Raw genomic sequence first — 24,168 nt, 5'->3', positions numbered from 1 at the left:
CACTCTGAAAGAGCATAACTTCTCGAATTGCTGCACATCAAGAAGTTGATGGTGCCCAGGAAAGGACTCTGACCTCCAAGTCATCGACCGGACACCACTCCGGTCGAATCGCGCCAGTCACGGCGGTCCGCGCCATGCCTGGCGCACCAAAAAAAGCCCGGCCTCCTCCGGAGGCCAGGCGAAAGTCACGCAGGAACGACGCTGCTTTACGCATCGCACCAGCTTTCGTCGGCAGGGAGGACTTACCGCCGATCGATCTTCGGCGAGGGCATTCGCCGTCAAACAAGGAGAAACGGATATCACTCCGCGCGAAATCTGGAGCCGTTTGCCTTCCGCTCCTGTCGGAAACTTCACGACTTTTCCACCACTCGCCCGCTGTCCGGTTGGGACGGCAGTGCCTTGACCGAGATGGGATCCTGCGCCGGTTTGGCTGCCGTGCCCTGAAACACCAGCGGCAGTTTGCCGTCGCACAGCAGCATTTGGTACGTCCCCAAAAACCAACAACGCTCGATTACCTCTCCCGAAGAGCGTGCCAGGGCCTGAATTTCGTATGACGTTCCGTAAGGACCGTAAAATAGATTGTTGTGATGAGACGCATCCACGCGATGGATAAATGAAAAAGTCGGGCTGTGCTTCGCGTCGAGCGTTAATGACGTCGCAATAGGACCTGATCGGACCTCGCCGGCATGCTGTCGGCCGTCGGGTCGAGAATCGAGCTTGTCGCCGGCTGTATGCGACCGCCTCCGCCGACGCCCGCCCGCATTCCGCGGCGCTGGGAACTTTGAAAGCTCCCAAGGACATCGTAAGCCCCCAAAGCGCGTGCATCTTGTTCACAAACGCGTTGGCGAAACGCTCCGGCCCATCATGGCTCGGCCCGCAACTCGCGTGCGGCGGCCACCATATTGACGAGCGCGGGACGCACCTCCTCCCACCTTCGCGTTTTCAGTCCGCAGTCGGGATTGATCCAGAGCTGCCGATCGGAAACTCGCTGCCGCGCCAACACAATCAGCTGCTTGATTTCCGCCGCTGCGGGAATGCGCGGTGAATGAATGTCATAGACGCCGGGCCCGATCTCATTTGGATATTTGTAGCTCTTGAAGGCCTCGAGCAATTCCATCTTAGAACGCGACGTCTCGATTGAAATGACGTCGGCATCCATTGCTGCGATCGCATCGATGATTTCGTTGAACTCGGAATAACACATGTGAGTATGGATCTGAGTTCCGTCGGCGACCACGGAGGAGCAAAGGCGGAAGCTGTCCACCGCCCAATCTAGATAGTTCTTCCACTGCGATTTGCGTAGCGGCAATCCCTCCCGCAACGCAGCCTCGTCGATCTGGATCATGGTCGCTCCAGCCGCCTCAAGGTCGATGACCTCATCTCGGATCGCGAGAGCGATCTGTCGGCATGTCTCGCGCCGCGAGATGTCGTCACGGACAAACGACCAGTTCAGGATGGTCACCGGTCCGGTCAGCATAGCCTTGACGGGTTTTTTGGTCAGAGACTGCGCATAGCGCCACCATTCTCCGGTCATGGGCTTCGGCCGGGAGACATCTCCGAACAGGATAGGCGGACGAACGTACCGCGAGCCATAAGACTGAACCCAGCCATGCTTGGTAAAAGCGAAGCCCAACAGCTGCTCGGCAAAGTATTGAACCATGTCATTGCGCTCGAACTCACCGTGTACGAGCACGTCCAGGCCGATATCTTCCTGCCACTTCACGGTACGGGCTGTCTCCGCTTTCAGAAGCTGCTCGTACTGCGTGTCATTCAACGTTCCCCGCGCATGAGCCGCGCGCGCATTCCGGACATCGGCCGTTTGCGGGAAGGATCCGATGGTTGTCGTTGGAAACATCGGCAAAGCGAACGCGACGCGCTGGACGTCGGCACGCTGGGTGAACGCACTGCGACGGCGAAGCATGCTATCGTCGATCGCGGCGATTCGTCCGGCGACATTCGCATTGTGGATCTCGGGCGATGTTTCGCGGGTGACGGCTGCCTCCTCCGAAAGCGCAAGTTCATCGGCCACCTCGGCAGCATGGCCGGCCAGCGCTTTGCCCAATATCGAAAGTTCCTTGATCTTCTGAACTGAGAACGCCAGCCATGTCTTCAGATTGGGATCGAGATCGGTCTCTAGCTCAATGTCGATCGGAACATGAAGCAGCGAGCAGGAAGGAGCAATCTGAACACGGTGCCTGCCCAATTTTTGGACCATAGGAGCAAGTTGGTCGAGCAGCGCCGGAAGATTGGAGCGCCACACGTTCCGACCATCAACGACGCCTAGTGAGACCACGAGATCTCTACGGGTTGTGGCGACAATTGCGTCCAACTGGTCAGGTGCCCGAACCAGATCCACATGAAGCCCGGCAACGGGCAAGGCCAAGGTTGTTTCAAGATTGTCGCCGATAGCCCCGAAATATGTGGCCAGCATGATTTTAAGGGCCGGCACAAGCTTTGCGAAATGAGCATAGGCCCGGCGGACAGCCGCCCGCGATGCTTCGTCGACGTCCATCACTAGGCATGGCTCGTCCAGCTGAACCCATTCAGCACCGCGCGAGGATAGTTCGCGGAGAACATCGACATAGACTGGGAGGAGCCGATCGAGCAGCGACAGCGGATTGAATGCGGGATTTGCGCTTTTGCCAAGCTTCAGGAAAGTGACTGGGCCAACTAGGACGGGGCGCGTTTGGTAGCCGAGGCTTTTTGCCTCCTCATATTCCTCGATCGGCTTTCGAGAGGAATACTTAAAGATCTGATCCCGGTGAAATTCCGGCACCATGTAGTGGTAGTTGGTATCGAACCACTTCGTCATTTCCTGTGCGGCTACGCCAGGCCCATGCTGAGCGTGACCACCGTCCTGAGCGCCACGCGCCATGGTGAAGTAGGTCTTGAGCGACACAGGACCTTCGGTCCAGCCGTAGACGTCGGGAATGGCGCCGACCATTAGGCTGGTATCGAGCACATGATCGTAAAACGAGAAGTCATTCGAAGGAATGACGGTCGCACCGCGGGATTTCTGCCGTGCCCAATTAGCGGCACGAAGTCCACTCCCCGCCTCGAGGAGCTCGGCTTCGCTGGAGTTTCCCGCCCAGTAGCTCTCGAGCGCGACTTTGAGTTCGCGTCGTGGGCCGATGCGTGACGTCCCCAGTGTGGCAACGGGAAGCGAAAGAAAAGACATAGCTCAGACCCCATGATTGGGGCAAAGGCCATGGCGGACGCATGCAGCGAATATCGCGTGAGCGACAGCTGCTTGGCGCACACCGGGACACCCCGCCCGTGGACGATATATTGTCGAGGCAGGTCTCCTGGCTCGCGGGTCGTCGCTGCTGTCCGGCCTTCCCGAAGCCGCATGGCTTCAGTGACTTCGTTGGACAGCGGCTCGCCGCTTACAGTTGCGGGGGCAGCGCCGGCATTGCACCGGCTTCCCTCTTAGCTCCGGATCAAACGAATCCGAAGACCACGACGACTGGCATTAGGCGCACGAGGATCGATCCGTCAACCTACTAAGTGTCGCCGCGATATTGCCCAAGCGATTGCGAGCTGTACCAGCTAGGGCACAACGGTCTTACTCCCGGCCTGGTAACAACGCCTAGATCTGTGGAGCCTCCGCTTGTGAATGCGTCCGTCAACACCCGCTTGGCGTACTCGGATGAGCCAACGCAAGCAGAACGAACGCGATCGCGCTTCGACATCTGCGTGATCGCGACAAATCCGGTCTTTTCCGTCAGCAGCTTCTCGAACTCGCCCGCGAGGACGTTTGCGATCATCCTCGGCCGGCATCCGCTTGATCACAGCGCCATGAGGCTCCTTAGGAATTGTCAAGGCCGGATTGCTCCAGGATCAAACGGATGATCAGGCCGGACTGCCTGTGTTCGGCGGACCCCGCGACGAGCCGTGAGCTCGATCGCTCCGTGGCGTTGGTCAAGATGATCTCCTTCGGTGTGCCAAGCACTTACGTGCTGAGCGACTTTGGCCGCGCCTTCGTTGTTTCCGTCGCCGCTGGCGAGCAGTGCAGCCTGGACGTTGGTCTGCGCGGCATCGCAGGAACAGTTCCGGACGTCAGGATGCACGCTGACTTGCGGAACGGGAGTAAGCGGCGAGAGCGCGGGCGGCGGGGATCCTGTTACGACCCTAGCTCCATGCACTAGTGCATGGGGAAGGTGGGCAAGCAGATGCCGAGCTTCTCGTACGTCTTCAGGATCTCCGGACCGATCTCGTCGCGCGTGGAGACCGTCTCTTCGGCTTCGAAGTGACGTAGCTTTAGATATCCTGCAAGCTGATCTTGGGATATTCGACGCCCGTCCACCTCGCCTCGGCTCGGCTCGTCAGCCAACGACGATAAGCCTCAACGCGACGACCTGGAGCATCGAGGCGGCCTTGTCATTATTCGAGACAAATTTGACGGTCTCCTCTGACAGAGCCCTTCGAGCGCTTCTCGGAGTCGATCAGCGCCTTAAGCTCATAACGATGTTGATCGACCTCGATGCGCCGCACGCGGACGGCGGCCTCCACAAGCTCGACATCTAGTCCTTCGTTCGCAAAATCGAGCGGTGAAGCCTTCTGGACGCGGGCTGCTTATGTTGTCTTAGACGGGACACAGGTGTCAGGCACCGGACAGACCACAGCGCATTGCGGCGTGTCGGAATGGCCCTCGCACTCCGTACACTTTTTTGCATCGATAACGTAAATGTCGCGCTTGAGGCTGATCGCCGCGTTGGGACACTCGAACTCACACGCCCCACAAACGGTGCATTGCGAAGCGACGATCTTGTAAGCCATGCCTTCCGACTCCTTAGGCGAGCGATGCCATTGGCGATCCCTTTCAAATGCCGTGCCAAAGGACAGGCGCGCTCAATGATGGGCAATTTGCCCAATGGTGCTGTGCGGGGTCTGAGACCATGTTGCATCTGCGACAGCATAGGCCGCTTCAATATCAAGCCGTGCGAGCCCTCGGGCCCCTACTCCGATAGCCAGTCGCGACTCGACTGCTGCGAGCTTCCGTCGGTTTGTCTGGCATGGCAGCGCGGGGCCAAGCGACGCTCGACGATTCCCGAAACCGGCGGCGCGAGTATAAGCCGCGAGCCGACGCACGTCTACGCCGGATGTCGGCAAACCTCCGGTCACACGCCCTGACCGGAGATTTTGTCCAAGCCGCGCTCACGCCTGCAACGTTAACTCCGCGGATTGACTCGCTGGAGGCTTGCCAAAACGGCTTGTGCTACAATAACCTTCGGCATCGCTTCGGAGGGGAATGAAGTTCGGCCGGGAGCAGCGATACTGGGTTTGCAAAGTGACCGATTTAATTGCAGTCAGCCGCATGCCTGGTGCCGAGTAGGCATGGCCGCGCGGGGCAGCGCTGGTACGCTTTGCCTGGCTGTGCTCAGTCACTCCTCATACAACTATTTTGGACGAAGTGGAACAGGGCTGAAAGATGACTGTGCAAATTGCTTCAGCGGCATGGCCTTTCCGAACAGATGGCCCTGCGCAAGGTCGAAGCCGAGTTCGGTCACAGCGATCAGGTCGGCATGGCTCTCCACGCCTGCGGCGACGGTGCGCACACTGTACTCTTTGGCTAGATCGACGATATGGCGGCACACCGTTCGCTTCAGGGGCCCATTTCCGCAACCGGCGACGTACTGCCGGTCCACTTTTAATTTCATGAACGGGAATTTTTCGAGCCCCATCAGCTGCGGCCAATTGGCGCCGATATTGTCGATTGCAAGGCCAATGTTGTGAAAGCGAACCTCACGCGCGACCTCGATCAGGAGATCTAGGTTCTGGATCGCTTCCTCGCTCTCGATTTCGATCGTCAAGCCGCCGAAAGCGGGGTGCGACGGCATGCGCTGACAGAGATCGCGTACCGCCTGCGGGTCAATCAGGAATGCTGCCGGGAGATTGATGGAGAGATCGGTCGAAGTTTGCTGCTCCAGAAGATACTTCCAATCCTTGATCGCGCGGTCGATCACGAACTGCGACAAGTCCCTAAAATGAGGATCGTGAGCCTCCGGGATGAAATACGCTGGTGGAACAACGCCCCAGGTCGGATGCCGCATTCGCACAAGCGCCTCGGCGCCGCGGCGGCTGAGGGTACACGGGTCAAAGTTCGGCTCATACCAGAGCTCAAGCCAGCCAGCGTGTAAGGCTTCTCCGACATGGACTGCGGGACGGGGCGCCGGCTCTCTGGGCAAGAGCATGGCGACCCGATCGCGCAGCGTCTCGGCTGCAAACGGCGTCCTCAGCGGCGGCAGCATATCAAGTCCATATTCGCCCCCGACCTGCTGCACTGCCGTCATGACGATCGACTCGCGGGCGCCGAACGCCAGCACTCTGCCTGCAAATTCTTCGCGTACGAGTATCTCGAGCAATCGTCCAGGCTCGATGCGATCGGAGCCAATGCCGAGCAGGATCAGATCAGGGAAGTCCGTGCAGAGTACGCGCGGCAGCTCGTCAGCAGTCCCGCATTCGCTGATCACAAACCCCATATCCTCTAGCACATCGCGTAGAAAGGCGCGCAGATGCCGCTTGCCCACGGCCACGCACGCTCGCGGCCGCACCTTACGCTGGCCGAAGATTACAGGTTTCCCTCCGACCAGTTCGGCCTGCCCATGCTCCATCGCAACCACTCCCCTTCCGTGAAGGTCCCTTAAACGAGGAGCGAAGGTCCATACAAGCAGTGCTTGCCACTATCTTTCGATTCTTCGAGGTAAGCTTAAAATAGTGCATTAGCGTGCAAAATCTTTCGCGATGTTGTTCAGACGATTTTGTCGGCGCACGCGTATGATACCTGTCCCGGCTCGCGCAACTTTGTACGAGTGACGCACACGAGTGTGGGGAATCTCACCTTCGGACGCGCCGAGCTGATGCGCCCTATGCCACGGCGATTATCATGCTGCAAGATGTACTGAATCGACTCTCGTGAGTGATGATCGGCAATCACTCCTACGAAAAGTTTGATCGGCATGGCCGGCCTGCCCACGCGCGAATGTGCCGTCTCGCGGATTTCCTATCTAGTCGAAGGAAGTCCATCATGAGTTCGCAGCGGGTCAAGCCGCGGTCGATTCTGAGAACGGCAACAGCTTACACTTACCTCACCTCTGTTGGCTATTGGGAGTGCGGACGTCCTATTCCCTATCGAGCTTGATAGTTGCTCTCAGTTGCGCTCTCTGTATCCTTCTGAACACGGATATCCTCAAGAGGGACTGGAGGGACTGGAGGGACTGGAGGGACTGGAGGGACTAACGTGACGGGTGTTCGTGTTGGGGTTGAAGCGCAAGACCTGCCCCACGGGGGCACGGCTTTGCGCAAAGGCGTGCCAGGAGATGAGAACGCGATCGCAGAAGCCGTCGGAAAGCTACTTTCTTAATTAGGTGGCCCCGGACCAGAGTTCAGCCTTGAAGGCGCAAAGCACGCTGCTTTGCTCCTGATTCAGGATCCCGAAGAGAGCTTCATCTTTTTTGTCATCGAGGAACAAGCCACGGGCAGATTGTAGGGATCGCTGCCATCTCGGCCGTACTGGCCGTGAGAGCAGCTGGAGCGTACGGTGTGCTCTGAGCAGTCGGCATCTGCTCGAGGCGCTACATTCGGAGGCGAAGTGCCGAGGCTGGCAGATGATTGAGGTTGCGTTGCCCCCTGATGGCTATCCGGCCTTAGAACGGGTACTCCGTTCCTACGAGGAGAGGGGATATCGGGTTGGAGGATTGCGCGCGCGCAAGAGGCTAAGACAGTGCTGCGACCTCTCCTCCACACAGTGAAAGCGCTACTCGGCGTGTCAGTAAAGACTTTCAAAGCAGCAAATCCTGCTGCTTGTTGGTTCTCAAAACGAACGCTCCAACGCGTGCGTCGCGGCCGAGGATAATTGAGAACCTCGACGCTGATGCGGTGCTTACTCCCACTGCGAGCGGGTTACATCTTCGACCTTTTTGGCTTGTATCAGCCATCAAATCGTTCTTCATAGTGCGAAGGGATACGATGGTGTTCTCAAGGCTCGTGGACCGCGAGCCGAAACCTGCCCGGTTAAAAGGGCGGAGCCGGGTCGGCAGCGCAGTTGCGGGCGAAGCCCGGCCCAGCCTTACAAACGATAGCCGAGTCGTTCTTTCGTGCTTCCCACAAAATGCGAGTTACTGAGGCACTCCTGCTGGCGAACGTTCAAGGAAGGTGAGCGAGATCAGCCATCAACACTGATCCAGTAGAGGATTTCCGTAATGAGCAATGTGCCGTTTGCCGCCTCCAATGCGAGGTTCGTGCAGGTCGCCCCACCGCAGGACTTGATGCGCCCGATCGTTTCGCCGTTCGGCGCCATGACGAAGACGTGGCCGAGGGAGGCGTGCGCTACAAAGAGCCGCCCTTTTTTATCCATCGTCAGCCCGTCAGGACCGCTGGTCCCGAGAATAAGCTGAACCGTGCCACCTTCCCGACCCGCCGTCACGCATCAGCGGCACGCGCCAGATGCTGTTGTAGCGCGTCATTGCAACGAACAACACGGCCTCGTCGGGACTGAGCACCAGCCCGTTCGGGCTTGGCCGTTCGAAATCAGGCAATCGAGCCGGCCGTGAGGACACAGTCGGAACACCCGGCCCGTCGGATCGTGCAATCCAGTTTGCCCCTGATCGGTGAAATAGATGTCGCCGTTGGTCGCGATATGCAGGTCGTTGCAGCCTCTGAAGGACTCGTAATTGCGGTGCCCCAGTAGCGGGCTGATGTATCCCGCTGCGGATCGAGCTCCATGAGGCCGTTCATGTAGTCGGCCACCAGCACCCGGCCATCAGGTGCGATCTTCAGACCAATCGGCCAGCCGTCATATTCGATTATCAGAGACCAGATCCCGTCGCGCGAAATCCGGAAAATGCGGCCGAAGGGGATATCGACGACGTAGAGATCCCCGGACTTGTCGAATGACGGCCCCTCGATGAAACAATCCACCGATGGCCTCCGCGGTTGGCATCCGGCCCATTTCGAGGAAACACCACGGCGACGAAATTCCGCGGCATCGACGAGAACACGCGGGTCTCAGCCAGCTGAGGCGGCTTGTCGAGATACATCATGACGGGCCTCACAGCGTGCGGCGCGGCTGTCCCTCATATTTGTAGCCAAACTGCTTGGGCATCGGTCCCTTGTTACGATCCTTGCGCCTGGTCTGTTCCCAGGCGTGGGCCAGGATTCCGACCGCGCGCGACAGGCAGAAGACGCCGCGCGCCAGCGGCGGCGCGAATCCGAGCTCGCCGTAAATGACCGCGGTCGCGCCATCAATGTTCATTGGGATGAGTTTGCCCTTGCGCTGCTGCATCACCCGCTCGATCGCGCGGGCGGCCTTGGCATAGTCGCCGCTGACACTGCCCTCAGCACTTGCGTCATCCACCAGCGCCAATAGCGGTGCGGCGCGGGGGTCGACCGAATGAAACCGGTGGCCGAAGCCGGGCAGATATTTGCCGCGCCTTGCAGTGAAATGGTCAATTGCGGCGGCCGCGGCCTCGCCGATCTCTAGGCCATCGCGCCTCCGCAGCACATCTTCGTAGAGTTCGACCGCCTGCTCCCCTGCTCCGCCGTGCACCTCATCGAGTGTATTGATGGCGGAGGCCATCGCACCATTCAGGGGCAGCCCGCAGCTCACCGCCATCTGCGCAATTGCGATGGAGGGCGCGTGCGGACCGTGGTCAACGGACGCGACCAGCGCAGCTTGCAGCAGCCGATCCTGCGCTGGCGTCGGCAGATCGCCGCGCAACATCAGCCAGATCATGGCGGGAAAGGAAATCCGGCCGATCAAATCTTCGATTGGATAACCCCGATAGGCGATGCGACCGGGCGCGATGTCGCAGATGGAGGTTCGCCACCAACGGGCCGCGTGCTGCCGCAATTCTTCTTCGTTCATTTCCGGTTCCGCCCCTTCAACCCTGCCATTGCCGATCGCCGCAAGCCGTCGAATATCATGATATTGGTCCGTCCGCGGCTACGCGGACGGGCAGGAAATCAGCCGCCCGTTGCTTTGGCGTCCCGACGGCCCGGGTTGAGACCAGCTGCTCGACCTCCGCATACGAATAGCCGAGCCGCTGCAGCCATCGCTCGGTGTCTGCTCCGAGCGTCGCAGGTGGTGAAGGCACCGAAAACTCCTCATCCAGCCGGAAGCCCGGCCGCATGATTCGTAACGGCTGCGCACCATCTTGTTCTGGGGCCAAAGTCTCGACGAATCCGCGCTCGAGGAGCTGTGGCTGCTGCAAGATTTGGGAGACCGTCAGCACGCAGCCTGCGGGGACTCCAGCCAGATTCATTTGGGCCTCCCATTCTTCAGCGGGCTTGCAACTCAACGCCTGGTTCAACTCCGTGTTCAGCGCTGCGCGATGGACCTTGCGTATCTCGCGCTCAGCAAAGCGTGGATCCGTCTTCAGGTCCGGTCGGCCAATCAGGTCGCATAGGGCTTGGTACTGCTTCTGCTCGTTGGCGGAAATGTTCAGCGGGCCTGTTGCGGTGCGGAACGTGCCGGAGGGAGCCGCGGTGAAGTTCTCGTTGCCGATGGGCTGCGGCTCGACACCAGCGTTCAGGTGGTTGGAGACGACCCATCCCATCGCTGCAACGGTGGCTTCGAGCAGGGACACGTCAATGAACCGACCGCGGCCGCTATGCCGCTGTTCGACCAGAGCCGCGGCGATGGCAAAGGCAGCAGTCAGTCCCGCAATCGTGTCCGAGATCGGAAAGCCGGTGCGCAGGGGAGCCGAGGCCGTATCGCCAGTGACGCTCATGGCACCAGACAGACCCTGAACGATCTGGTCATAGGCCGGACGGGCGGACCATGGCCCGCTCTGCCCAAAGCCGGAGATCGCGCAGTAGACGAGACGCGGGTTGTGCCTGCTGAGCACATTAAAGCCTAGGCTAAGCCGTTCCATCACCTTCGGCCGGAAGCTTTCGAGCACCACATCGGCTTCCTTGACGAGTCGCAAGAATACCTCGCGGCCCGATTCCGACTTCAAGTCCAGCGCCACGGATTGCTTGCCGGCGTTCACCGCGACAAAAGAGAGGCCCTGCAAGCGCTCTGCCCTTTGCGGATCGGCGCCGAGGCGCCGCGCGAGGTCGCCGCCGTTCGGATTTTCGACTTTGATGACCTCCGCGCCAAGACGCGCGAGATGATAACCGCAGAACGGACCGGCCAACACGTTCGACAGGTCCAGGACGCGGATGCCGGTGAGCGGCAGAGACATCTGAAGACGCCTTCCTTTAGGTGATCCGAGGGTGAGGGCTTGGCCGGCTGGCAGCTATTTCAGTTGTTGTGCGGCGCGTTCCGCGAAACGATTGGTGAAGGTTTTGTTCAAGTCGATCTTTGCGGCAGCGATTTTTGGATCAAAGTCGCTTAAGACAGCCAGCGGGACCTTGGCCGCCTCGATGTCCATCTGTCCGGTTGGCGAGAAGAGCGCTTTCGATGCGTTCATGATTTCGATATTCACCTCGCGATTGTCAGTCTTGTAACCAGGAGGAATCGTATCGACGAGCTGCTCCGTCGGCGTTGCGTTGATCCAGCGGTGAGTTTTGAGCAAGGCGTTGACCAGGCGCTGGACCGTTTCGGGATTTTTGTCGATGAAAGTCTGCTGAAGGTAGAGACACGCGGTCGGATAGGACCCGCCGAAGGCCTGCTTTGAGCCTTCGATCGTGCGCGCATCGAACAGCGCTGTCGCGTTCTTTTTGCGCGCGAGAAGCGTCGCGATGGGATCGAAATAGACCAGGGCATCGACATTCATGGCCTCAAGCGCCACCATGCCCGGTGCGCCGCTGCCGACGGCAATGATGTTGACATCGCGTGAACCCAATCCTGACTTCTTGATGTAGTAGCGCGCCATACTCTCCGTCGATGACCCCGGCGCAGTGATCCCGAGCCTGAGACCCTTCAGGTCGGCGCCGGTTCTGACCTTGTCGGCGAGGTCGCTGCGGACACCGAGCAGGACGCCGGGAATGTCATTCAGCAGGAACACGCAGGAAATTTGCTTACCCAGCACCTGCATCTGAATGGTATGATCGTAAAAGCCGATAGTCCCGTCGACAGAGCCGCCGATCAGGGCCTGCAGAGCCTTAGAGCCACCGGCCTGGAAGTTCTCGACGGTAACGTCAAGGCCTTCTTCCTTAAAGGAGCCAAGCTTCACTCCAAGTTCGACAGGCATATAGTTGAGGATTTTTGACCCCACCGCGATCTTCAATTTTGTTTTCTCGGGCTCGGTGGCATGCGCCAAAATGACCGAGAATGCGGCCAGCGCCACCACCGGCATCAACCTTATGGAAACGTGCATGCGAACCTCCATAATTGATGGGAGAGCGTACGATCAGCTTTCGTGCGCAGGCGCCGGCCGCCAGACCAGGAGCCGCTTTTCCGCGCAGTCGACGATGGCATCGAGGGCAACGACGAAGGCGGAGAGAACGATAATTCCTGCGAACACTCCGGTCGCATCGAGGACGCCTTCGGCCTGCGCAATTAAGTGCCCCAATCCTGCGGACGAGCCGAGATATTCCGCGACCACGGCTCCCATCACAGCCATGCCGACGGACACCCGCAGGCTCGACAGAATCCAGGTCGTGGCGGACGGCAGGTAGACGTGCCGTAGCAGGGACGACTTCGAAGCACGCAGCAGGCGGGCATTCGCCAGCACGACCGGATTGACCTCGCGGACGCCTTGGAACGTATTGAAGAATGCGACGAATAGAACCAGCGTGACGCCGAGCGCAACCTTGGAGGTGAGGCCCAATCCGAACCAGATGACGAAAATGGGTCCAAGCAAGATCCGCGGGATTGCATTGAACATCTTGATAAAGGGCTGAACGACTTCGGCAGCAAATGGGCTTAAACCCAGCCAGATGCCAAGTGCTGTGCCGATCCCGATGCCAGCCAGGAACGACAGGACCGTCTCCAGCAATGTTATGCCAATATCGCCCCAAAAGTCCGCCGTCGACATCCACTCCCCGATCCTTACGACAAGTGTCGACGGTGCCGGAAAGAAGAAGGGATCGATCAGTCCGGCCCAGACGCCCAATTCCCAGATCAGGATCATGCCAAGCAGGATGGCGAACTGCGTGAGAGCGACCCTACCCCTGCGTGACATAGCTTTTCTCCACTTCGGCGCCGAGCAGCGACCAAATTTCACGATAGAGCGCGACGAATTCGTCGGTGGTCTGCAGCGCAGAAACATCGCGCGGACGAGGGAGCGTGATCCTGACGTCGGCAACCATGCGGCTGGCGGGACCGGCAGACATCACAACGACGCGGTCCGCCAGCGTGATCGCCTCATCGAGATCATGGGTGATGAAGATGAGCGAGCGCCGGTCCGCCTGCCAGAGGTCGAGCAGGATGCGGTGCATGAGTCGGCGTGTGTGAACGTCCAGCGCGGAGAACGGCTCATCCATGAGAACGATTTTGGGCTCCATGATCAGGGTTTGTGCCATCGCAACGCGCTTGCGTTGGCCGCCGGACAATTGATGCAGATAGCGCTCCTCGAATCCCTTCAATCCAACCTTGGCGAGCCAGGGCCGTGCCTGCTCGCGCGCTTTCGCGACCGACCTGCCCTGAAAGACGAGCCCGAGGCCGACATTGTCCTGGGCGGTCTTCCAGGGCAGCAGCCCTTCCTGTTGAAGCATGTAGCCGGACTGACCGTTCAGGCCCGTAAGAGACTTGCCGAAAATGCGAACGTCGCCGGCGGCGGGCTTCAGCAGTCCGGTGACAGTGTTGAGAATGGTCGATTTTCCGCAGCCGGTCGGACCCACCACTGCAACGAATTCCGTCTCGGCCACCTGGAGGTTCATGCTTTTGACTGCCGTGAAGTCGCCGAAGCGAATCATGACGTCGTGCAAGTCCACGGCAAGTCCCGGCCGCCCCATTGTTTCGCTCCATAGAACTTGTTCTGAAACCTGGAACCGAGTAGCTCGCGTTCTCACGAGGAGTCAATCGTATTCTGACGTGCGGGATTGTGCTCGCGCTAGCTTGGTGGACTCCTGGCGTCAGTTTGACTATTGGTTCTGCACAGCAGAACCAGAGGTATTGATGGTAAGAACAGGCGTTGATGCGGTCACGCGGGCACTGGCAATCCTTAAGGCGTTCGACCCGGAGCGCGCCGCGATGACGCTGACGCAGATTGCGGATGCGACTGATCTCTACAAGAGCACAGTCCTTCGCCTTGCCGCATCTCTGGAGGCGGGTGGGTTCCTGGTGCGGGGTACGAACCGGCTATTTCGACCCGGACCGGAGCTATGGCGCCTTGGGGCGCTCTATCAGCGCGGGCTCGACCTTGGTGACCTGATCAGACCCTCGCTCCATCGTCTGGTCGAGGCTACCGGAGAGACCGCATCCTTCTACATCGCGGAGGGCGACGAGCGCATCTGCCTTTATCGCGTCAATTCTCCGCGTTCGGTCCGGCATCACCTCGAAGAGGGTCACCGATTGCCGATTGACCGCGGCGCTGCCGGCCGTGTTCTTACCGCCTACCGCGATTCTGCATCAACCGATGGAAAGAAGGTCAGAGATCGTGGCTTCTACGTCTCGATCGGCGAGCGGGATCCTGAGGTCGCGGCTGCAGCTGTGCCTGTGATCGACGTTCATGGCCAATTGCGCGGCGCTCTCTCGGTGTCCGCCATTCGGAGGCGCTTTGATGCAGATGCTCGGAAGGCTGCGATTCTAGTTCTGAAGTCCGAGGCTAAAGCGCTGATCGGTCTGCTGCCCGCAAGCGAGCGCTGAGCTACAATGGCAGCGTTCCGTTTTATGACGCACAGCTCAGCGGGTGCCGCAAGGGCCTCTCCTGAGCGCAGCGTGCATTTTTCACATTGTTGAGGAGCATCGGGACGCGAATCGGCGAGGCGTTCTTTTGCGACAAGAATTTGGTGGTGGAAGGAATGCCCTGACAAACGACAGAGCGTGGTGCAGTGGTGACGCCCCTGAAGCCGTTCCTGGAGTCGTTCCAAGTGATCCCGCCGCAGATCAACCTCGAGCTCGACGCCACCTACCTGTACACGGGCATAAGGAGGGAGGCTTCTTCAAAGGCTACGCTGCTGGATATATGTGCTGGTGTTCTGGAGCCGGCATCTGCTGAGGGCCAAGCTGCGGCGCGCTGACATCGATGCAAGCGCGGCCAGAACGTTGCGCAGTTGTGCGGCCGCTCGACCCATTTGGCCACCATCTTCGGCGTGGTGTTGAACTGGCGCGCGGCGGCGTGCATTGCTCAGTGCCGTTTCCACACACCGCACCATGGCCTCTCGACCTTTCGGCGTCAGGGGAGCATTCTTGTGGCTGCTCATCTGGGCATTCCGTGGAACGCTGAAGCTTCGCAACTTCAGCTTCCTGGGTTCGGACCAGATGGACAACCTCCTGAAAGTTTACATCTAGCTCATGCACCGGCGTGGTCCTCACACGCCTGATGATGTCGAGCGCCACGGTCTGATTGGTGTCGCACCCCAGGCACCGAACTTCCAAGTAAGAATAACCGACATTGATCGCGTCGCTAATCGTAGGTGACGGCGGGGTCGGTCCCTTCCACGCCTCGCAAGCCAGCTTGTCGGCTTGCTTGCGCTCCTTTGCACGCTCGGCCGACATTCCGATTGGGGGCCGAACAGAAAGTCGCGGGCGGCATGGCGCTGCAGAGAAGTGCAGTAAGACCTTCAACGCGAACAATCAACTAGTGGGCGCACGAGCGCGGCCGTGAAGTTCGCGTCGGTGCTCTCACACCAGGACTTGCGAGCCGCGAGGTCTACTGTGGCTGCGCAAGAACCGCCCGACATATTGGACGTCAACGTCGCCCGCCGCCTCGGCCGGCAGAGGGCCTTGTCCAGTGCGCAAACCCTTGCACGGGCAGCTCATCTAGCAGCTTCAGAATCCGCTCCTCGGCCGTCCTCGTGTAAATCGGCTGCTTGCCAGACCGCGGCTCGTCTTGCAGCCCTTCAAGCCATAGTCGGCATAGCGATGGCGCCAAATGGCGAGCGACAACACGCCTCAAGCGCATTGCGATCTTTCCTCGAAAAGGTGGAGTTCTCTTGCTTCAAGGATCATCCATATTCCTGAAGCACGACTCGCGACTAAGAAAAGTGGGTACTGGTCCCGTTCATGGCGTATCGCTCTCCTTGAGAGCTTCTGGCAGGCTCGACATCCGCCTGATACGCCGCCTATCTCAGTCCGTCATCACCCAGCTTATTCAGAGATCGAAGTGATCGATGATGATCTCGGTCGTTCAGCCGCCGGCGGCTTACACACGCCGGCTTCGAGCGAATGCTAGCGGAGGTTTGCCTTGGTAGGGTTGGTGCGGTTTGCGCCGGCGAGGTCTCGCGCTTCGCTCGCAACAGTCGGGATTGGCAGCAACTCATCGAGATGTGCCGCGTGGCCGATACCGGCTCTGGTCGATCAGGAGACCATCTAAGCGCTGAGGCCTGGCAACGACCGCCTGCTGCTCCGGGTAAGGGGCAGCCTCAACGAGTACGAACCGGATCTGTTGCGCCAGCGCTCGCTCTCGGCACGCTGTGAGAAGGCGCTCCGGGGCGAGTTGGTTATGGCAGCGCCCGTCGGCTTCATGAAGCCCGGCGGCCGTTATGAGAAAGACGGATCGGCGTGTCCAGGATCAAGATGGTGTTCGACCAGGTCGAGGAACTGGGCGGATCGCGACAGGCGCGTTGCTGGCGCCACGGGTCCAATCTCGATCCCGGTGAAGCAGACCAACGGGGACACGGCCCGGCGGCGACCACACTACTCCGCCATCGGCAGGCTTAAACACCGGGATATGGTAGTTCGAGCGCATTGATGTGACGCGCTCGGGGTACGCGATTGCCGTTGCCGGTCTTGAGGCCATTGCGATTGAGGGGGCGGCAATGAGATCGTCGCTGGCGATCAGCACCAGTCGGCGCGCGGTTGGATGGTGTCGGCGGAGAGCATCACGCAACTGATGCCGCCGTTCTTTAGCTCTCTTGCCGGCCGCGGTTGCAGCGGCGATCGCCCCGGCCGACGACACCAAGCGGCGCTTCCTCGATCACCGCGCTGAACGATGCGGAGTTGCATGCCCTACACCGGCGTATTGACGGGCGATGGGACAACTGTTCGAAGCGCGACGCCCTGTCGGACGATAGCAGCGCAGACTGTCAGTCTTGAGACAAATGTCAGCAACTTGACGCTACACACCTCACGGAGTGCCTGCAGAGCTTCGAACTCTCTTCGGCACGAGGTTTGCTTTACTCAGTCATCATCATCACCACGCAGTGCGATGGTCTTCGGGACGGGCTCGGCGCATCGTCGTTAGCGTCTGGTCCGCCCCGACGTTTTGCTGCGGCGATAACTTAAGGGCGCTCGGTTGTCGACCGAGAAAATGCAGGGAAGGAAGTATTGGTGCGATCTGGAGTTTTTCTTTCGGGAGCCACAACAATTGCGCTCATCGCAACCGGTGCAGCCAATGCGGCGGACCTTGAGCCAGAAGTGAAACTGCCACCAGCGGTGTGGAGCTGGTCCGGAGGCTATATTGGCGGGCACGTCGGCGGTGGGTACGGCCGAACCTCCTTCGGTAATCCCTACGGTCCGTCAATCTATGGCGGCGTCGTCGATACCCCAGTGTTCCTCGCAGGAGGCCAGATCGGCTACAATTGGCAGAAGAACGGCTGGGTCTTTGGCGTCGAACTAGATGCCAGCGGCGCTGTCTCCGATGGCACAAATACTTGTCTGGCCGCCTCCGGCTTTGTTGTGAGCGCAAACTGCACGGCTGGTCCAAACCTCTTTACCACCGGGACCGGTCGCGTCGGTTACGTGTTGGACGCTCTCGGCCATACGCTGGCCTATCTCAAGGGAGGCGTGGCTTGGCAATACAATCAGGGCAACGTCCTCAATAACTACGAATTCAATGACCTCGGGCTGCAGAAGAAAACTCATTTCGACTATGGTCAGGTCGGTGGCGTCATCGGGCTGGGCGTCGAACAAGCGCTTACGCCTGCATGGTCGGTCAACGTAGAGTATGTCTATCTGCATTTCGGTGGGCTAAGCGTCGCAACGCCTACGACGGTGCAGCTTCCGCCGTTCGCAATTCTTCCGGCGAACACAACGAGCCTGTCCAGCAGCTATCACATCGGAAAGATCGGGTTGAACTACCATTTTGGCGCCGATCCATGGGCGGCGCAATGGGCCGATGCGCCGCTGTATGCGAAAGCACCTGCCGGCGCGCCGCCGATTGCTTACACGGCCGGTTGGTCGTTCGAAGGCGGATCGCGGCTCTGGCTCAGCCGGGGACGATTCCAATGGGACGCCAGCGCTGTTCCCCATGGGATCCCTACTGGAGATCCTAACATTCTTGTATCAAGGCTCACCTACCACGGCCTCGACGGACTTTCCGGCGAATTATTTGGCCGTCTTGACAGCCCGTGGGGAGTGTTCCTGAAGAGCAACGTCGGCATCGGGCGCTTCGATAAAGGAAAGATGAACGATGAAGATTGGAGCCTCCCTCGCGGGGTCTCTTATAGCAACACGATATCGGGCCAGGCAAACGGAAGGTTCACCTATTATACGGTCGACGCGGGTTACGATTTTTTGCGCGGCGCCAACTACAAGCTCGGCGGATTTATCGGCTGGGCCTATTACGCCCAGAACTCCGATACGATGGGATGCATGCAGATTGCCAACCCCATGACACCATGCCCGGCGTCGGCTGATCAAATCATTGGCAGCCAGGATACGCAGTGGAATGCACCTCGCGTCGGCCTGAGCGCCGAAACCATGCTTACCGAGCGTTGGCGTTTAAGCACGGATGTCGCTTACCTGCCTTGGACCGATTTCGCTGGTCGCGACCACCATTTGTTGCGCCCGAGGACTACCTTTATTGATCATCGCGGGAATGGAGGCGGGGGTGTACAGGTCGAAGGCGTGTTGTCCTACTTCATCACCGATAATCTCAGCCTCGGCGTCGGCGGGCGCTATTGGGCAATGTGGACCCAAAAGGACAGCGAAGCGATATGCACAGGCTGTTATCCGGGAACCACTGCGGCTCAGTTTTCGAAGTTCAGCATAGAGCGCTGGGGTACGTTCTTTCAGGCCTCTTACAAGGTCAATTGAAAAGGCCCACCGTAGTCAAGCTCCAGACTCCAGCCTTCCTGGACGAGCATCCTGAAGCCGTACGCGTTTCCCTGGCAGAAGTACCTTGAACCGTCCGAGACGTTTTCGAAGCTGGAAGTCATTACCGGCGTGGCCCGCCCGGATTTACGGTGGAGTCCGCCGCCGAAATAGTAGTGAGATACTGTCGAGCAGCTGATGGAATCGTGGGAGCGGCGCCAGGCTGGAATCGGCACCTTCAACAAGCCCCACAAAGATTTGCCTTTGTAAGTGTGACGGGTGAAAACAAGGTTCAATTCTGATCGACGGGCATTCGTAAGACGTACGGACTCATTCACTAGTAAAGAAAGGGCCGCCGCCGTGAACTTCGGCGGTGACCCACCTAGGCCTACGGTGCAGAAACTCCGGTCCGTCATCGGCCCGACTATCGAACTTGCAGCGAGATCACACTAATGGGGAAACCGTCCGCGTGTTTCTTTTGCTCCACGAACGCGCTCGACACCTATCGCGATGGCTGCCGTGCGATTGTTTTCACGTTTGCTTCGCGCCAAGACGCGCTCGAAAGCACGATCCAAAGTTGATACTCCCTACTCGTGACTTCCTCCTCCTCCCAGAATAGTCGTTGGAAGCCCTGCACCCCATTCAAAGTAGCTGACCACGACACCGCCCGAGTTGCGGAGAATATGGGGATGAGAAAGATCTGCTCCTGATGGCCTTCCTACTGGCTATTTCGGGGTCGATGCCCGTTCCGGGCAGCCGGAACAAGCACGTCACACGGGATCGTCAGCAGCTCGCCTGGGTCTAGAGCAAGCTCGCTGGAGTGGCCATCCAGGCTACCTAGGAGGCAGCATGTCCGACCAGCTGTGGTATATCGAGCGCCGAGGTCGATAAAGCGCGCCCGTGTGATCTCTGACTCCGATCACTTTCGCTCGCATATTGTGTAGCTCGAGTGCGGTGATCGAACCGACATCTCCAAAGCCTTGAACAATACCGTGACAGATTCCTTCGGCATCAGCAGGCGGGTTCTTAGGTCGTCTGGTATCGTCGGGATAATTCGCGATCAGTTCGAATTGCTTTACGGCCATCTCAAACACTTGCCCAGTGCAGACAGTCACGATAGCTCCTGAGCCTGGATATGAAACGTCGGAATGCTTGTGCTTCAGAGCACCGAGCTCCCTGGTGCGTGTTGCGCGTTTCAGACGCGGGTGAGACAACTAGTCCAATCAGCAAGATTGCGTCTCGCGGTCACGCCAGAAATATCACCAATGCGATGAAAGCGAGATTGACCGAGGCGGCCACGACGGCCCAACAGCAAATCGTGGCAGGCGAAAATTCAAGAGCGTCCTGCGAAGTGTCGACCCAAAGCGGCGGCATTCAAGTCAGCTCCAAAGACGCGGGTTAAGAGACAAACCTGCATAAGCGCAGAAACCACCCACTCTGCTAAAGCCGAGCCTTTCGACCGCGCGTAGAGCCCTTGCCACCCCGCCTGGCGAGCGGGAGCACATCGGCTATCGCTCGCCGAACTGCCCGATCCGTCCGCTAGGCGAGCCGGTGCGATCCGCGAGTGCGAGGAGCACGGCTGGAGGAAGGACCGCGCGGATCGCACGCCCGCGAGCCCGCAAAATCCGTGCCCACTGGCAGCCCGTCTTGCCGCGAGCTTCTCGGGAGGCTTGCGCCCAATGCTCTGGGTTCGATGACATCCATTCTAAGGTCAACCCGCTATCCCGATCGCTCTTGAGCCACGGTGCCGGAGCGCTCGTCTGAGCTCACCGAACTGATGGAACATGACGAACAGAGCGATCATTCCGGCGCCCAGCTCAGCGATTGCTTGACTGGCTAACAGCCCATCGAAACCCGCAACCACCGGGAATAACAGTACGGCCGGTATGAAGAGATAGCCCTGCCTCGCCAGGGCCACAATTGCACTGAGGCGTGCTCTCCCAAACGCCTGAAGCATTGCCGTCACGAAACTCTGAACCCCAAACAGTCCAAAGAAGAGATGGAACACGATGCAGGACGAGACGGCTATTTCCGTGACATTCTCGTTATCGCTAAATAGACTCACCAAAGGCCTTGCAAAAACAACAACGGCCGCAGAATACGCGATGGAGAATGCGACCGTCACGAAGAGCATGAACTTCGCAGCCTTCAGAATACGAACATAGTCGCGTGCGCCCCAACTGAAACCCAGGATAGCTTGAGCGCCTATGCAGAACCCGGTGATAGGCAGTGCGCCGACCATCAAGATTCGCACAGCTATTCCAACTGCAGCGATGGAATCATCGCCGAACGGTGCGGCAGCTCCGTACAAGAGCATAACCGCAAGAGCCGATAAGATACTCGTCATTGTCGCTGGCGCGCCCACCAACGCGAGCTGTCTGATGCGATCTGCTCGCAATGATATGTGAGATATCCTGACGAGAACTGTCCCGCCAAGCTTCGCAAAATACGCAATATACAGTCCAATAGCGGCGATCTGCGATACCAGCGTTGCGAGGGCTGCGCCACGCACGCCAAGGTCAAACAAGAATATGAAGACAGGGTCAAGCACAGCGTTCAGTAGAAACGAGGTAAGCATCGCCCACATGCTGAATCGCGTATCGCCTTCGGCTCTGACAATGAACCCGCTAACGATGTTTAGAAGCATCAGGGTGTTCCCGAACAAAAGCGTTCCCGCGTAGTCGAGCGCCACGGGCATGATGGTTGGAGTCGCTCCGAGGATTGCGAATATCGCTGGCAGACTTGGAAGCAGAGCGACGGTAACTATGATGCCAATCGGAGCGGTGAGCGCGAGAGCTGTGCTTGCGCCTCGACTCGCCTCTAGGTACTCACGAGCGCCCAGATGACGAGATATGAAGGACGCCGTTCCAACACCGATTCCCTGTGCGGCTGCCGCGAGCAGGACCATGATCGGCAAGGTCATGCTCACAGCTGCGGTCGCCTGCGCGCCAAGTGCGCCAACAAAGATCGCATTGACGACCTGCTGTAAAGCATGGATCGACAAACCAACAACAGATGGAATGGCGAGCCGCAGGATAAGGCTCGAGAGATTCGGGTCCGATAGATCGATGTGCTGTTTCTTCTGTGGCATCAAACTTCGCTCGCTCTCGAGCGCGAATTCCGTATCCGGCTCATTCATGCATGAACGTGTCGCGATTTTCCAAATTCGCTGATCGCGCACTCAGCGCAAGCTTTTCCGATCCGCTCTTGCACAGCGGTACATAAGTTTATCTGCGCCGATCGATCGTCGTGATCGCGTGGACCCGTTTGACGGCACAAGCTGATTTTTGCCTTGGTCGATTTTCCCTAGGCATACGCCTCCCGCCAATCGCAGGCTTCTGCGGCTCTTAAGTAGAACAAGGATCCTGATTGAGGTGTCCGTGCGTAGCCACCTAGGTTCTGCCAGTCATATTCTGCCGTTCTGCCCTTTGTTGACTTCTCATCCGTTGCGTTTTTCCTCGATGATGATCGGCGGGGGAACGCGGCCGGACCCTAGAGCCTCAACTTGGCTTTGGCATCTACCGGATCTTGTAGTAGACGCTCCATCGTCTGCATGGCACACGCAATGAACGTGCCCAGAGCCAGTGTTAGGTTCGGCGACGATGTCGTGCAAGCGCTCCATGATCTCGGGTTCCTTGTCGCGATCGAGACGAACGGCAGGCTGCTGGTCCCGGCCGGCGTGGTAACTGGGTTTGCGGCAGCAAATCGCGCCGCACTGGCCATCGCTCGCGGACACGAACTCAAAATTCGTGTAGCCGCAGCCGTGTGCCGGCGGTTCGATGAGAGGGCTCGGACGATTTCTGCTTCGGCCCACAGACGGCCCTGGCGCCGTCGACCACATGCGGCAGGCCGTCGCGCAACGCCTGACTCATCGGAAATGGCGAATCAGCGTGCAATGTCACAAACATCCCGGCATCAGATGAAGATATCCCAGGTATTTAAGTTCGAGGCAGCGCACCGACTTCCAACCGTCCCGCAGACACATCGCTGTCATCGGACGCACGGTCATTCCTATCGCGTCGAGGTCGTGCTGAACGGGCCCGTCGATCCGCACACCGGGTTCGTAATGGATTTCTTCAGCATGGAAGAAGCGTTCGGTCTTCTTCTAAAGAAGCTCGATCACCATTGCCTGAACGAAGTCCCGGGACTCGAAAATCCGACGGCGGAAAATATCGCCATCTGGATCTGGCAGCACGCGAAACCGCGCCTTGCGCAACTCTCGAGCGTGAGGGTGTACGAGACGACAGATTGTTGGGCCGAATATGAGGGGCCCGATCGCTGAATTCCGCGCTCATTTTGGGCTGTATTGATGCGGCGCGCCTGTCCTTCTTCGGCTCCGAAACCGACGATCTGCGCTTCGGCTCCTCATCGGCCCGATCCGCGGGCAGATTCCCTCGCTCACGGGAGGCCCTTTGGATCTCGCGGGAGGTCAGACGACGGCGCCCTGCAAGCTAGGATCTCAAGGAGCGCGAGGCAGCCATCGACAGCGCCATGAGCCGCCGCCTTCATCAGCAAATGCGGCAGCCGTAAGCCTCCGAAGCCCGCCGGACCAATTGCCCGGGTTGAGCCGATTTATGCCTCCCGCGACGACCTGGTGTATGTGCCTGCATGGATGATGATCAGGACCTTTACGCGAGAGGCGGCCTTGAGGGACGACCGGGTTTGACGGGAATCTGAGTCGAGAAGGCCCTCATCATAGGGCACTTTCGGCTTCGGTAGGTTCTCCTTCCACGCCACGCTCGTCGAGCGCTTGACGCGCCGCGCCGGTGAAGCCATCCGGCGTCAGCCTCGAGGGACTGGCACGGCCATGGGGCGTGGCCGAGCCGTACAAGACGGCCCTTGCCCAGAGCGGTGCGAAGCGCGCGCAAGGCCTGATCTTCACCGCCGAGCTTGGTGAACTCACACACTAGGAAGACAGCGTCATCCTTCTTGCGCTCGATCTTTTCAAGCGAGGTCTGATGCTTTGGCATCGTGGTCTCCGTTCCCACAAAACATGGACGCATAAACGCGAAGACGTTCAATAAAATAGGACAAAACATAATTACACCACTCCGACGCACCGAGGCGGCCATCCTAATGCCTCGACGGAGCCGCGATTCCCGTTGCGGGCTGGCTGATTCCTCGTGGAAAACGGCGAAGGTATC

At 59.1% G+C, this 24,168-nt stretch carries 14 protein-coding genes, 4 pseudogenes and 1 riboswitch; of the genes and pseudogenes, 4 read left to right on the top strand and 14 right to left on the bottom strand.

The features are described from left to right. Window positions 1-350: 350 nt before the first annotated feature. The 10 genes and pseudogenes from IVB45_RS38860 to IVB45_RS04250 form a co-directional block, all read right to left on the bottom strand. Complete coding sequence (locus IVB45_RS38860) at window positions 351-479, bottom strand: hypothetical protein (RefSeq protein WP_256464700.1); 129 nt, start codon at window positions 477-479, stop codon at window positions 351-353. Window positions 480-862: 383 nt separating this feature from the next. Beyond that, entirely contained in the window at window positions 863-3,178 is a 2,316-nt protein-coding gene (gene metE / locus IVB45_RS04290) for a 5-methyltetrahydropteroyltriglutamate--homocysteine S-methyltransferase (RefSeq protein WP_247359568.1), read from the bottom strand. Window positions 3,179-3,277: 99 nt separating this feature from the next. Continuing rightward, a riboswitch (cobalamin riboswitch) is annotated at window positions 3,278-3,477 on the bottom strand. 1,098 nt (window positions 3,478-4,575) lie between these two features. After that, window positions 4,576-4,779, bottom strand: coding sequence for a 4Fe-4S binding protein (locus IVB45_RS04285; protein ID WP_083926370.1), 204 nt, complete (start codon window positions 4,777-4,779; stop codon window positions 4,576-4,578). Between the two features lie 620 nt (window positions 4,780-5,399). Next, a complete protein-coding gene (locus IVB45_RS04280; RefSeq protein ID WP_247284010.1) occupies window positions 5,400-6,614 on the bottom strand; it encodes an EAL domain-containing response regulator in 1,215 nt (404 codons plus the stop codon). Window positions 6,615-8,145: 1,531 nt separating this feature from the next. Next, window positions 8,146-9,041 (bottom strand): annotated as a pseudogene (locus tag IVB45_RS04275) (SMP-30/gluconolactonase/LRE family protein). A gap of 8 nt (window positions 9,042-9,049) precedes the next feature. Continuing rightward, the gene (locus IVB45_RS04270; protein WP_247359567.1) at window positions 9,050-9,865 is read right to left on the bottom strand and encodes a citryl-CoA lyase; all 816 of its coding nucleotides are present in this window, start codon (window positions 9,863-9,865) and stop codon (window positions 9,050-9,052) included. A gap of 55 nt (window positions 9,866-9,920) precedes the next feature. After that, window positions 9,921-11,186, bottom strand: a complete 1,266-nt coding sequence (locus IVB45_RS04265) for a CoA transferase (RefSeq protein ID WP_247284004.1) — start codon at window positions 11,184-11,186, stop codon at window positions 9,921-9,923. A gap of 54 nt (window positions 11,187-11,240) precedes the next feature. Next, complete coding sequence (locus IVB45_RS04260) at window positions 11,241-12,263, bottom strand: ABC transporter substrate-binding protein (protein ID WP_247336565.1); 1,023 nt, start codon at window positions 12,261-12,263, stop codon at window positions 11,241-11,243. Between the two features lie 33 nt (window positions 12,264-12,296). Further along, window positions 12,297-13,070, bottom strand: a complete 774-nt coding sequence (locus IVB45_RS04255; protein WP_247299131.1) for an ABC transporter permease — start codon at window positions 13,068-13,070, stop codon at window positions 12,297-12,299. Then, window positions 13,054-13,842: an ABC transporter ATP-binding protein gene (locus IVB45_RS04250; RefSeq protein ID WP_247299133.1), complete on the bottom strand. Its 789-nt coding sequence runs from the start codon at window positions 13,840-13,842 to the stop codon at window positions 13,054-13,056. Before IVB45_RS04250 ends, IVB45_RS04255 begins: the two co-directional genes overlap by 17 nt. A 163-nt stretch (window positions 13,843-14,005) precedes the next feature. Here IVB45_RS04250 and IVB45_RS04245 point away from each other — a divergent pair, with 163 nt between their 5' ends. Continuing rightward, on the top strand, window positions 14,006-14,695 hold the full coding sequence (locus IVB45_RS04245) for an IclR family transcriptional regulator (RefSeq protein WP_026232770.1): 690 nt from the start codon (window positions 14,006-14,008) through the stop codon (window positions 14,693-14,695). Window positions 14,696-15,334: 639 nt separating this feature from the next. On the opposite strand, the pseudogene IVB45_RS04240 reads toward IVB45_RS04245, so the two are convergent. Together IVB45_RS04240 and IVB45_RS04235 are read right to left on the bottom strand one after the other, a co-directional pair. Then, window positions 15,335-15,594 (bottom strand): annotated as a pseudogene (locus IVB45_RS04240) (hypothetical protein); the annotation flags it as partial. Window positions 15,595-15,648: 54 nt separating this feature from the next. After that, a pseudogene (locus IVB45_RS04235) lies at window positions 15,649-16,000 on the bottom strand (helix-turn-helix domain-containing protein); the annotation flags it as partial. A gap of 1,320 nt (window positions 16,001-17,320) precedes the next feature. On the opposite strand from IVB45_RS04235, the gene IVB45_RS04230 reads away from it, so the two are divergent. Next, window positions 17,321-19,027: an outer membrane beta-barrel protein gene (locus IVB45_RS04230; RefSeq protein WP_247359565.1), complete on the top strand. Its 1,707-nt coding sequence runs from the start codon at window positions 17,321-17,323 to the stop codon at window positions 19,025-19,027. Window positions 19,028-19,473: 446 nt separating this feature from the next. On the opposite strand, the pseudogene IVB45_RS04225 reads toward IVB45_RS04230, so the two are convergent. Further along, a pseudogene (locus tag IVB45_RS04225) lies at window positions 19,474-20,013 on the bottom strand (glutamate dehydrogenase); the annotation flags it as partial. Between the two features lie 722 nt (window positions 20,014-20,735). Further along, a complete protein-coding gene (locus IVB45_RS04220) occupies window positions 20,736-22,163 on the bottom strand; it encodes an MATE family efflux transporter (protein ID WP_247359563.1) in 1,428 nt (475 codons plus the stop codon). Between the two features lie 780 nt (window positions 22,164-22,943). Here IVB45_RS04220 and queD point away from each other — a divergent pair. Further along, window positions 22,944-23,306: a 6-carboxytetrahydropterin synthase QueD gene (gene queD, locus IVB45_RS04215; RefSeq protein WP_018454585.1), complete on the top strand. Its 363-nt coding sequence runs from the start codon at window positions 22,944-22,946 to the stop codon at window positions 23,304-23,306. A gap of 484 nt (window positions 23,307-23,790) precedes the next feature. Next, window positions 23,791-23,934: a hypothetical protein gene (locus tag IVB45_RS04210; protein WP_247359562.1), complete on the top strand. Its 144-nt coding sequence runs from the start codon at window positions 23,791-23,793 to the stop codon at window positions 23,932-23,934. The last annotated feature ends 234 nt before the right edge of the window (window positions 23,935-24,168 follow it).

This window comes from Bradyrhizobium sp. 4, from assembly GCF_023100905.1.
GTDB lineage: Bacteria > Pseudomonadota > Alphaproteobacteria > Rhizobiales > Xanthobacteraceae > Bradyrhizobium.
Note: the sequence above shows the minus strand (reverse complement) of the source record. Positions and strands in the feature narration are given on the sequence as shown.

Excerpts from the sequence above, each read along its gene's own strand:
- IVB45_RS38860 (WP_256464700.1), bottom strand. The coding sequence starts at position 479 with ATGCTGCTGTGCGACGGCAAACTGCCGCTGGTGTTTCAGGGCACGGCA.
- metE (WP_247359568.1), bottom strand. The coding sequence starts at position 3,178 with ATGTCTTTTCTTTCGCTTCCCGTTGCCACACTGGGGACGTCACGCATC.
- IVB45_RS04285 (WP_083926370.1), bottom strand. The coding sequence starts at position 4,779 with ATGGCTTACAAGATCGTCGCTTCGCAATGCACCGTTTGTGGGGCGTGT.
- IVB45_RS04280 (WP_247284010.1), bottom strand. The coding sequence starts at position 6,614 with ATGGAGCATGGGCAGGCCGAACTGGTCGGAGGGAAACCTGTAATCTTC.
- IVB45_RS04270 (WP_247359567.1), bottom strand. The coding sequence starts at position 9,865 with ATGAACGAAGAAGAATTGCGGCAGCACGCGGCCCGTTGGTGGCGAACC.
- IVB45_RS04265 (WP_247284004.1), bottom strand. The coding sequence starts at position 11,186 with ATGTCTCTGCCGCTCACCGGCATCCGCGTCCTGGACCTGTCGAACGTG.
- IVB45_RS04260 (WP_247336565.1), bottom strand. The coding sequence starts at position 12,263 with ATGCACGTTTCCATAAGGTTGATGCCGGTGGTGGCGCTGGCCGCATTC.
- IVB45_RS04255 (WP_247299131.1), bottom strand. The coding sequence starts at position 13,070 with ATGTCACGCAGGGGTAGGGTCGCTCTCACGCAGTTCGCCATCCTGCTT.
- IVB45_RS04250 (WP_247299133.1), bottom strand. The coding sequence starts at position 13,842 with ATGGGGCGGCCGGGACTTGCCGTGGACTTGCACGACGTCATGATTCGC.
- IVB45_RS04245 (WP_026232770.1), top strand. The coding sequence starts at position 14,006 with ATGGTAAGAACAGGCGTTGATGCGGTCACGCGGGCACTGGCAATCCTT.
- IVB45_RS04220 (WP_247359563.1), bottom strand. The coding sequence starts at position 22,163 with ATGAATGAGCCGGATACGGAATTCGCGCTCGAGAGCGAGCGAAGTTTG.
- queD (WP_018454585.1), top strand. The coding sequence starts at position 22,944 with ATGAAGATATCCCAGGTATTTAAGTTCGAGGCAGCGCACCGACTTCCA.